The organism is Streptomyces sp. E2N166 (assembly GCF_003671715.1).
Lineage (GTDB): Bacteria > Actinomycetota > Actinomycetes > Streptomycetales > Streptomycetaceae > Streptomyces > Streptomyces thinghirensis.
The window spans coordinates 679,670-689,391 of record NZ_RAIF01000006.1 but is presented as its reverse complement, the minus strand read 5'-3'; the positions used below and the strand labels follow the sequence as shown (position 1 = coordinate 689,391).

Annotated in this window: 13 protein-coding genes; 10 read left to right on the top strand and 3 right to left on the bottom strand. The window is 73.5% G+C overall.

Features of this window, described 5'->3' with window-relative positions:
• Positions 1–255: MerR family transcriptional regulator (locus tag EBH09_RS03585; RefSeq protein ID WP_121746214.1), on the bottom strand; the 255-nt coding region annotated here is incomplete at its 3' end.
• 167 nt (positions 256–422) lie between these two features.
• Between EBH09_RS03585 and EBH09_RS03580 the strand changes: the two genes are divergently transcribed.
• The 3 genes from EBH09_RS03580 to EBH09_RS03570 all read left to right on the top strand — a co-directional run bounded on the left by EBH09_RS03580 (position 423) and on the right by EBH09_RS03570 (position 2,659).
• Positions 423–1,052 carry a sigma-70 family RNA polymerase sigma factor gene (locus EBH09_RS03580; RefSeq protein WP_121745550.1) on the top strand — a complete coding sequence of 210 codons (630 nt, stop codon included), beginning with the start codon at positions 423–425 and terminating at the stop codon, positions 1,050–1,052.
• A 144-nt stretch (positions 1,053–1,196) separates the two neighbouring features.
• Positions 1,197–1,763: a DUF2243 domain-containing protein gene (locus EBH09_RS03575; protein WP_121745549.1), complete on the top strand. Its 567-nt coding sequence runs from the start codon at positions 1,197–1,199 to the stop codon at positions 1,761–1,763.
• On the top strand, positions 1,763–2,659 hold the full coding sequence (locus tag EBH09_RS03570; protein ID WP_121745548.1) for a cytochrome c oxidase assembly protein: 897 nt from the start codon (positions 1,763–1,765) through the stop codon (positions 2,657–2,659). Before EBH09_RS03575 ends, EBH09_RS03570 begins: the two co-directional genes overlap by 1 nt.
• Here the strand turns inward: EBH09_RS03570 and EBH09_RS03565 are convergent.
• A complete protein-coding gene (locus EBH09_RS03565; RefSeq protein ID WP_121745547.1) occupies positions 2,636–2,851 on the bottom strand; it encodes a hypothetical protein in 216 nt (71 codons plus the stop codon). The genes EBH09_RS03570 and EBH09_RS03565 overlap by 24 nt on opposite strands.
• Before the next feature lie 225 nt (positions 2,852–3,076).
• On the opposite strand from EBH09_RS03565, the gene EBH09_RS03560 reads away from it, so the two are divergent.
• The 7 genes from EBH09_RS03560 (at position 3,077) to EBH09_RS03530 (ending at position 8,849) form a co-directional block, all read left to right on the top strand.
• Complete coding sequence (locus EBH09_RS03560) at positions 3,077–4,078, top strand: mechanosensitive ion channel family protein (RefSeq protein ID WP_121745546.1); 1,002 nt, start codon at positions 3,077–3,079, stop codon at positions 4,076–4,078.
• Positions 4,079–4,231: 153 nt separating this feature from the next.
• Entirely contained in the window at positions 4,232–4,870 is a 639-nt protein-coding gene (locus tag EBH09_RS03555; protein ID WP_121745545.1) for a class I SAM-dependent methyltransferase, read from the top strand.
• Positions 4,871–4,994: 124 nt separating this feature from the next.
• Positions 4,995–5,180, top strand: a complete 186-nt coding sequence (locus tag EBH09_RS03550) for a hypothetical protein (protein ID WP_121745544.1) — start codon at positions 4,995–4,997, stop codon at positions 5,178–5,180.
• A 21-nt stretch (positions 5,181–5,201) separates the two neighbouring features.
• Complete coding sequence (locus EBH09_RS03545; protein ID WP_121745543.1) at positions 5,202–5,909, top strand: hypothetical protein; 708 nt, start codon at positions 5,202–5,204, stop codon at positions 5,907–5,909.
• The gene (locus EBH09_RS03540; RefSeq protein ID WP_121745542.1) at positions 5,906–6,850 is read left to right on the top strand and encodes a hypothetical protein; all 945 of its coding nucleotides are present in this window, start codon (positions 5,906–5,908) and stop codon (positions 6,848–6,850) included. Before EBH09_RS03545 ends, EBH09_RS03540 begins: the two co-directional genes overlap by 4 nt.
• A complete protein-coding gene (locus EBH09_RS03535) occupies positions 6,847–7,767 on the top strand; it encodes a hypothetical protein (protein ID WP_121745541.1) in 921 nt (306 codons plus the stop codon). Before EBH09_RS03540 ends, EBH09_RS03535 begins: the two co-directional genes overlap by 4 nt.
• Entirely contained in the window at positions 7,764–8,849 is a 1,086-nt protein-coding gene (locus EBH09_RS03530) for a serine hydrolase domain-containing protein (protein ID WP_121745540.1), read from the top strand. The genes EBH09_RS03535 and EBH09_RS03530 overlap by 4 nt, the downstream gene beginning before the upstream one ends.
• 65 nt (positions 8,850–8,914) lie before the next feature.
• Here the strand turns inward: EBH09_RS03530 and EBH09_RS03525 are convergent.
• Positions 8,915–9,722: carbohydrate-binding protein (locus EBH09_RS03525; protein WP_153182600.1), on the bottom strand; the 808-nt coding region annotated here is incomplete at its 5' end.

Genomic DNA, 9,722 nt, shown 5'->3' with positions numbered 1-9,722 from the left:
CGCCGCGCGTGCGGCCTCGGCGGGCGGTATCCCGGTGGCGGTCAGCCGGCACATCTCCTCCAGCACCGCGATGTCCGCCGCCCGCCAGCGCCGGTGCCGGCCGCCTTCCCGATCGGCCGGACCCAGCCCGTAGCGCCGGTCCCATGATCTGATCGTCGTCGGTGACACGCCGAGCCGTCGGGCCAGGGCGCCGGTCGTGACGCCGACGTCGTCCGCCGGGCCCGGCCCCGCGCCGTCGTCGCTCACACCTTCCACTCCGGGCACCCCCACACCATACGACGCACAGTCGCTGCGAGTTGCCCGCCCGTGGCCGTCCTTTCAGGCTGGGGCGGTCGGAGGTGTCCGCGTCGGACGGAGCAGCCGGAGCAGCCGGAACAGCCGGGCCGGCCGCCCGGACGACTCGTGAAGGAGCAGCAGCCATCATGACCGCACACTGGCCCACCGGGGGGCCCGCCCCCGCTCCGCCCCTCTCGCCGGCGGGGGCCGCGGAACCGCTCGCCGAGGAGGAACTGGCCGAAGGGTTCGTGCGCGGCGAGGAGGCGTGCCTGGTGGCCGCCTACCACCGATGGAGCGGCCTCGTGTTCACGCTGGCGCAGCGGGCGCTGGGCGACGCTCGGGAGGCGGAGGACGTCACCCAGGTCGTGTTCCTGGCCGCATGGCGGGGCCGCCACACCTTCGTGCCCGCGCGCGGCGTACTGGCCGGCTGGCTGGTCGGCATCGCCCGGCGCAAGATCGCCGACGCGCTGTCGGCCCGCACCCGGCGCGCCGACCTCGTCGCGGCGGCCGGCGCCCGGCTCGCGCAGACCGCGTACGACACGGCCAACCGGCCGGAAGCCGTACTCGACCGGGTGGTCGTCGGCCAGGAGCTGGCCAAGCTGCCCGCACCGCAGCGCCGTGTCCTCGGCCTCGCCTTCTACGACGACCTGACGCACACGCAGATCGCCCGGCTGACCGGGTGGCCCCTCGGCACGGTGAAGAGCCACGCCCGCCGCGGCCTGCGCCGGCTCGGCCATCGGCTGCGGGAGGCGGACGTGCCGCAGACCCCCTCGTAGCTCCGCCGCAAGGGTGATGCGAGCCATCGAGGAGGCTGACGCGAAACGGCGGAACGATCCCGCCAGTGGGTGACACCGGCCCGCCGAACGGGAAACCGTGTCCCGTAGGTCCGCGCACACCGCCGACGGGACGGAGTACAGGCGATGGCCAGCACGACAGGTGACACCCGAGCGGCCACGACGGCACCGGACAGCATCCGGCTGCCGGGCATCGTCCTCGGGGTCGGACTCGGCGGCTTCGTCGACGGCATTCTGCTCCACCAGCTCCTCCAATGGCACCACATGCTCACCAGCACCAACGACGACCGCATCGGTGTGAAGTACTACAACCCGAACACCGTCTCCGGGCTGGAGATGAACACGGTGTGGGACGGCGTCTTCCACACCGTGTGCTGGATCGCCGTGCTGCTCGGCCTGGGCCTCCTGTACGCCCGGGTCACACACAACCGGCGGGCGGTGTGGGCCTCGCGGGTGCTGTGGGGCTGGATCCTCGTCGGCTGGGGCCTGTTCAACCTGGTCGAAGGTGTTCTCGACCACCACATCCTGGGCATCCATCATGTCTACGCCGGCCCGCACCAGGCATGGTGGGACGCCGGTTTCCTCGCCCTGGGGGCCCTCTTCCTGGTCGGCGGTCATCTGCTCCAGCGCGGCGGACAGCCCTTCGACCCCGATGCCCCCCGTGGCACCGCGAGGCCCCGGGGCCAGGCCTGATGGACGGCACACACGGCGGCGCACACGATGGCAGCCACCCCGTGCCCCACGACGGCTCCGGCAGCGGCGAAGGGGTACTCGACGCGGTACCCACCGTGCTGGTCCTCGCGATCGTCCTCGCCGCGGCCGGGGGCTACCTGCTCGCCGTACGCCGCGCGCGCCGCCGCAATCCCGTGCAGGGCTGGAGCGGTTGGCGCTCGGCGGCGTTCCTCGGCGGGCTGGCGCTACTGGCCGTCGCCCTGCTGCCACCGCTGGGACCGGCCGCGCACCACGACTTCCGGGGGCACATGGCCCAGCACATGCTGATCGGCATGTACGCCCCGCTGGCACTGGTGCTGGCCGCGCCGGTCACCCTGGCGCTCCGCACCCTGCCACCGGCCGGCGCCCGCCGGGTGACCACCCTGCTGCACGGCCGCCCCGCGCGCCTGCTCACCCACCCCGCGGTGGCGCTCGCGCTGAGCACCGGCACCCTGGGGGCGCTGTACTTCACCCCGCTGTACGACACGGCGATGAGCCACCCCGCGGGGCACTGGCTGATGAACGCCCACTTCCTGGCCGCCGGATGCCTCTTCGCGCACGCCGTCGCCGGCCCCGACCCCGCTCCGGCACGGCCCGGCGTCCCGGCCCGGCTGGTGTACCTGGGCGTCGCGATCGCCGCCCACGCCCTGATCGCCCAGGCGATGTACGGCGGATTCCTCGTCCACATCCACGCCCCCGTCGACCAGGTCCAGCAGGGCGCGGAGATCATGTACTACGCCGGGGACATCGCCGAACTCCTGCTCGCAGCGGCGCTGGTGGCCACCTGGCGCCCCGAGCGCCGGAGCCGGCGCCCGCGGACCGGCCGGGGAGCCGTGCCGGCGGGACCGGCCTCGTCAGGCGGCGTCCCGGTCGGGTGAGCGGTGTCGGGCCGGCTCCGGGTTCCGGGCCGGCCGGACCTCCCCGGCTCTGCCGCCCGGAAGGAGACGCAGGTGCCGGCGCCGGGCGTGCCGGGCCTGGCCCCCATCGCCGAACAGCCGGTCCTCGAGGTACGTCATGGTGAACAACAGCAGCCCCATTCCGGGCAGCAGCAGGACGGCAACGATAACCACGCCGCAGGTCCCCCTCCGCTGTGGATGACTCCCCTCCGGGTGCCCGGGCCGGCGCCGGTGATGGGCCGGTGTCGAGTGAAGATGACGCAACCTCCAGACATATCGGGCAATCGGGCGAAACGGCTGTGCACGTGCCAAGCGCGCCGGGCGTCATGTTCGAGCCGTCCTTGGGTAGGCGGCCCCGACGGCAGAGACGCAGTCACCAGGAACGGAGCACTTGAGCCGATGTCGCACACCTCCCCACCCGCCGGCCCGGCCACCGACCCGCAGTCGGCGGCCTCGTGGTCGGGCTGGATCGGCGACCACACCACGGCACTGATCGGGATACCGCTGCGCATCGCGCTCATCGTCGTCGTCCTGCTGGTGGTGCGTGTGGTGGCCAGGCGGGCCATCACCCGGGTCGTCCAGCGAGTACTGGAACCGTCGGCCGGAGAGGCCGAGCGAGGCCGGCCCCGGCGGTCGGGCCACGGGGCCGCCGTACTGCACCGCGACCGGTCCCGGGCGCGGCAGCGTCGCGAACAGCGGGCCCGCACGATCGGCTCGGTGCTCAGCAGCGCCGTGACCATCGTGCTGTTCATGGTCGGCGTGGCCATGGTGCTGGACCAGGTCGGCATCGCGCTCGGTCCGCTGCTGGCCAGTGCCGGAGTGGTCGGCCTGGCGATCGGTTTCGGCGCGCAGAGCCTGGTCGCCGACTACCTGTCCGGCCTGCTCATCATGGTGGAGGACCAGTACGGCGTCGGTGACTCGGTCGATCTCGGTGAGGCCGTCGGCGAGGTGGAGCACGTCGGCCTGCGGCTGACGCACGTGCGTGACCTCAACGGCGGCCTGTGGCACATCCGCAACGGCGAGATCCTGCGGGTCCGCAACGACAGCCAGGAATGGGCGCGTGCCGTCCTGGACGTCGCCGTGGCCTACGACGCGGACCTCGACACCGTGTACCGCGTGCTGGAGGACACCGGCCGGGGCCTGCGCCAGGACCCGGACTTCGAGGACCTCCTGCTCGAGGACCCCGCGGTGTGGGGCGTGCAGTCCCTGGACGCCGACGGTGTGCTCGTGCGCCTCGCGGTCAAGACCGTGCCGCTCCAGCAGTGGGGCGTCACCCGTGAGCTGCGGCGCCGGGTCAAGGACGCCCTGGACGAGGCCGGTATCGACATCCCGTTCCCGCAGCGGACGGTCTGGGTGCGCACCGACACCCAGGACTCCGAGCCCGGCGCCCTGATCCGCTGACTCGCGCCGACGGGCGGGACCGGCGGCGCTTTTTGCCGGACCGGCAAGGATCTTTGTCGGTCCGGCGTCCGCCGGTGCAGCCTGCACAGGGCGGGGCGCGTGGCCGTAGCGCGCCCCGCCGAGCAGACGATCCCGCCCGCCCCAGGAGGCACCATGTCCGACACGCCCGCCCCGGTCCCCGCCGCGGAGTTCTGGGAGGCCCGCTACCGCGACACCGACCGTGTCTGGAGCGGCCGTCCCAACGCCCTGCTGGTCCGCGAGGCGAGCGACCTCGCCCCCGGCACCGCCCTGGACCTGGGCTGCGGCGAGGGGGCTGACGCCGTGTGGCTGGCCTCGCGCGGCTGGCGGGTCACCGGCGTGGACATCTCCGGCACCGCGCTGGAACGCGCCGCCGGGCACGCCGCCGACGCCGGGGTCGGTGACCGCGTCTCCTGGGAGCGCCACGAGCTCGGCCAGTCGTTCCCCGAGGGCTCGTTCGACCTGGTGAGCGCCCACTATCTGCAGTCCCCGGTCGCGCTCGACCGGCAGGCCGTCCTGCGCGACGCCGCGCGGGCCGTGGCGCACGGCGGCACCCTGCTGCTCGTCCTGCACGCCGGCTGGCCCTCCTGGCAGACCGAACCGCCGTTCGACGCGGTCTTCCCCACCCTGGACGGGGTCCTCGACGAACTCGCCCTGCCCGACGGCGAGTGGGCCGTCGAGGCCAAGGAGACGGTCCGGCGGCCGAGCACCTCGCCCGAGGGGGACGAGGGCTTTCGCGAGGACAACGTGTGGCGTCTGCGGCGAGTGGAGTAGATGGATGCATGTCCTATTTGTTGAAAAAGTTATCTCCTGAGATTTTTGAGAAGAGAGGAATGTTTTGTGACTTCCCGGACACCTGATGTGTGAAGGCCATTGGCTACCAGAGGGAGATGGTGAAATGCCTTCCAAGGACAAGGTGCTCGAGGAAGTCCGCACCGAGAACATCGACATCGAAGCGGCACTCGACCCCGCCGAGCCCGACGGAGTCTTCCGCGACAGCCGCGAGTGCGCCGCGCTCGCCCTCCAGTCCGGAGGTACCTCTCTGCTGCTTTCGCCGCCGACCCCGCGCCCGAAGAAGGGTTGACGGACCGACGGGAGCAGTGAGATGGAGCAGTCGAGCACGTCAGCCCTTCTCCAGGGAACGGTGCTGGACCTCGCTTCCGACGTGGTCTCCGCTCTTCGGAGCGGAGACCACGTGCGAGCGGGGGGCACCCTCACCGGAGGTGGAGCGGGCGAAGGCGTCGCACGTGCGGCGGTACGCGTTCTGGGCGCCGACACGCTGTTGCCCACCGCCCTCCTGCGCGTTCCGCCCGACCCCGGACAACTCGCCGTGTTCAAGGACGCGGTGGCGGCCCATCCGCCGCGTGACGACGCGGCCCCCGCCGTCGTATGGAGCCACTGGGCCATGGCCCGTGCCCTGCGCCGGCTCGAACAACCCCTGACCGACCCGCTCGCCGACGACCCGGGCGCGGAACCCGGCGCCGGCTGGCTCGACGACGCGGGCTGGCAGTTGCTCACCCACCAGCTCGCCGTACTCGCCCCGCTCGCGCTGCCCGGCGAGGAGTGCGCGGTGACCCGTGCGGCCCGGCGCCGTCCGGTGGACGTCGCCCGCGGCTTCGTACGGGCCGTACGCCGCCGTGACTGGCAGCAGGCCGCCGGAGCCGGGCGCTGGCTCACCCTCCTGGACGGGGTGCCCGACAGCCTCGGTCTGGAGGCGGGCCTCGACTTCGTACGGCTCATGGGCGGCAGCGACCCGCGGGTGGCCCTGCAACTGGAGGCGGCACGGCTGATGCCGGCCGGAGTCCTCCTGTGAGCGTCCGGGAGGTCGAGGAGACCGCACTGGAGTGGGTGTGGGCCCACCGCGACCGCTTCGCCCTCGGCGACGACGCGCTGGCCGCCGACGGCCAGGTGAACCGCACCTGGAAACCACTGGGCGAACTGGCCCAGGTCTGCGCGTCCGTGTCCGCCTGCACCCCGCCGTCGGACCCGGTCCACACCCGCGTGTCCGACCTGCTGGACTTCGCCTGGCAGCAGACCCGCCAGGGCGAACTGTTCCTGCTGATGCAGTCGCTGGAGCCCTTCGCCACCTACCCGCTGGAGGTGTACGCGGCCTTCGCCTCGGCCGGCCGCCGGCACACCGGCTACGAGGCGTCCGCCGCCGTGGTGGCCCGGACCCGCGGCTGGCGGCTCACCGAGCAGTACCCCACCCGGCGGCTCGGCGTCATCGAGGCCGAGCGGCGCAGCGGCCTGAGCCCGCACGGCCGGGTACCGCAGGCGCTGGGACGCACCTGGCTGGGCGGCCTGCCGGAACCCTGGACCTTCGAACGCGCGGCCGGTTACGCGCTCACCCACGTCGTCTTCCACCTCACCGAATGGGGACGCGCCGCCCAGGGGGTGCCACCGGACCTGGCGGACTATCTGCGGCACTGGCTGCCGCCCTGGCTCGACACCTGCCTGGAGGCCCGGATGTGGGACCTGAGCTGCGAGTTGCTGGCAGTGGCGGCGAGCGTGCCGAGCCCGCCGGACCCGGCCGTCCTGGACGACGCCTGGCAGCGCGTCGCGGCGGCACAGCACACCTCCGGCGCGATTCCCGAGGAGGGCGCCGTCCAGGATGCCGCCGGGTCCGCCGACGGCGCGGCCCCCTACGCCTTCACCGACTGCTACCACTCCACCCTGATGGCGGCGTTCGCGGCGGCCCTCACCACGGCACGGCTGAGGGACGTGGACCGCGCCGGACAAGGAGTGCCGGGATGACGGACACCCGCCTGATCCACCGCGTAGGAGCCGGTGCCCTGGAGTGGCTGTGGGCCCACCGCGACGGCTTCCGGCTGGAGCCGGACGTGGACCCCGAGATCGGCTTCCTGGAACGCTTCAAGCCGATCGGGGAACTCGCCCTGATCTGCAAGGTGCTCTTCCGCGAGGGCGTCGCCGGCTCCCGGCAGGCGCAACTCGCCCGCCAACTGCTCGACCACACCTGGCGCGAAACCCTGGACGGCGGCCGCATGCTGGTGCGCGGGCAGCGCATCGAGCCGTTCTCGCCGGTCCCCTTCGAGGTGTACCTGCCCTTCAAGGAGCTGGGCTACAGCCAGCCCGAGGTGGAGCGGGCCACGGTGCTCAACCACCGGCTGGACAGCTGGACGCGGTTCCCGGTGACACCGACCCGGCGCCTGGGCCTGTCCGCCTTCCAACGCCGCTTCGGCCTCACGGCCCGGCCGCCCGAGGCCGGCCTCGTGGCCACCACCTGGCTGGCCGGCACCCCCGAACCCTGGACGGTCGAGGGCCACACGGCCTACGACATCACCCACACCGTCTTCCACCTCACCGACTGGGGCGAGAACCCCGACGGCCTGCCGCCCGCCATCGCCGACTATCTCGCCACCTGGCTCCCGGTCTGGATCGACGACTGGCTGGACCTCGAACGCTGGGACCTGCTCGGCGAACTCCTCGTCGTGGACGCCTGCCTGCCCCGGCCCACCCTCGACGAGTCCGCCTGGCAGGGCTTCGCCGCCGCGCAGCAGCCCGACGGTGCCATGCCCGCCGTACGGACGATGCCCGAGGGTGATCCCGAGGCGGTGTTCGACATCGTCTACCACCCGACGCTGGTCGCCGCCTTCGCCTCCCTGCTGGCCACCTCCCGCGCCCTCACCGAGCTGGCGCACACCGGCTCATGACGGACCGCCCCACGCCCTGGCCGGGCGAACCCACCGACGAGGACGCCCCACCGGAGCGCGCACGCCCCGGACCCGCCGACAAGGGCGCCCTGGGTGAACGGCTCGTCGACGCCGTCGACGCCTCCGACGCACCCGACGTCGTCTTCGCCGTCTCCCGGCGCGGCCGGCGCACCCTGCACACCGGCGGCACCGCCCCGCCCCCCGCCGTTCCCCGCGAGGACCTGCGCTACGAGATCGGGTCGGCCTCCAAGACGTTCACCGGACTGCTGCTGACCCGGCTGATCCGGAGCGGTGTGCTCACCGGCGGCGAACCGGCCGCCGTCTGTCTGGACCCCACCCGCCCGGCCGGCCCCGGCCCCGTGACGCTCGCCCACCTCATCACCCACACGTCGGGACTGCCCGCCCTGCCGGCCGACTTCGTCCCCCGCGCCCTGCCCGCCTGGCGCACCAACCCCTACGCCCGCTACCCGGCCGAACGGCTGACCGGCACCTTCCTGCGGCACCGCCCGAAGCACCGCCCCGGAACCCGCTGGCACTACTCGAACTACGGCGTCTCCGTGCTCGGACACGCCGTCGCCGCGGCCACCGGCACGGCATGGGAGGACCTGCTCAGCGCTTACATCCTGCGCCCGTTCGGCCTGAACGGTACGGCCCTGCGCGCGGAGGATCCCAAGACCGACGCCACGGGGCACCGCAAGGACGGCCGCACCCCCGTCCCGGCCTTCGACGCGGGCGGTTTCCAGGCGGCCGGTGCCGTCCGGTCCACCCCGTACGACCTGCTCGCCTTCCTCGAGGCGCACCTCGACCCGGCCGGCTCACCGGCCGCCGGCGCGCTGCGCGCGGTACGGGTGCCGGTGCTGAGGCGCGGGCTGGGACACCGGCACGTGCACACGGCGGCGTGGTTCCGGCACCCCACCGACGGCGGGCCGATGTACTTCCACAGCGGCGCCACCCTCGGCCAGCAGGCGTTCCTGGGCTTCCGGCCCGACACCGGCACGGCCCTCGCCGCGGTGTGCACCCGGCGGTTCCGCGCCCGCGACCCGTTCATCGCCACCGCCTACGCGTTCCTCGCCGAGGAATGACGAAGGCGCGGGGCCGCCTCCGGCAGCGGCCCCGCGCCCGCCGCCGTACGGCGGCTCACCGTCCGTCAGACACGCTGCCACAGGGCCGGTGTGCTCTCCGGCGACCAGACACCCTGCGCCTGGTGGTTCTGCAGGCACCGGTACCGCAGGCCGGCGTGGGACACCGTGGCCCCCGCCTCGTAGACCCGGCCCGCCGCCCACGCGTCCGCCGCCGCGTTGTCCTGCGGCGCGGGGGTCCCGGCCGAGGCGGAGGTGGTCTTCAGGGTGAGGCCGAAGTCGCTGAGCAGCGGGTTGATCGGCTGGTAGAACGTGGTCCCGCCGTTGGCGCAGTCACCCGAGCCTCCGGACGTGGTGCCCTGCGCCTGGGCGCCCGCGACGAAGGGGCCGCCGGAGTCGCCGGGTTCGGCGCACACCGTCGTCCCGGTCAGCCCGTCGACGGTGCCCTGCGGGTAGCTGACGCTCGTGTCGTGCTGCTGGACCGTGCCGCAGTGCCATCCGGTGGTGGAGCCGGAACGGCACACGGACGCGCCCACGAGCGCCTCCACCGAGCCGGCGACCCGCACCTTCTCGCCGTCCTGCGCCTTCACGTCCGGGGTGGCGGTCCAGTCGGCGTTGACGCCCACCCAGGCCATGTCCTTGCCGGGGAAGGTCGAGGCCTGGAAGGTGCCCTGGTCGGCCTCGTTGAACCCGGTGGTGGTGGCGCCCGGGGCGCCGCAGTGACCGGCCGTGGCGAATCCCTGCTGGTCGTCCTTGGTGACGGAGAACCCGATCGAGCAGCGGGCCTGACCGTCGATGTAGTAGGCGTCGCCGCCGACGAGGTCCTCCAGCACCCGCGGCCGGTCCGGCGAGACGCGGACGCCCACGTTCTGGCCC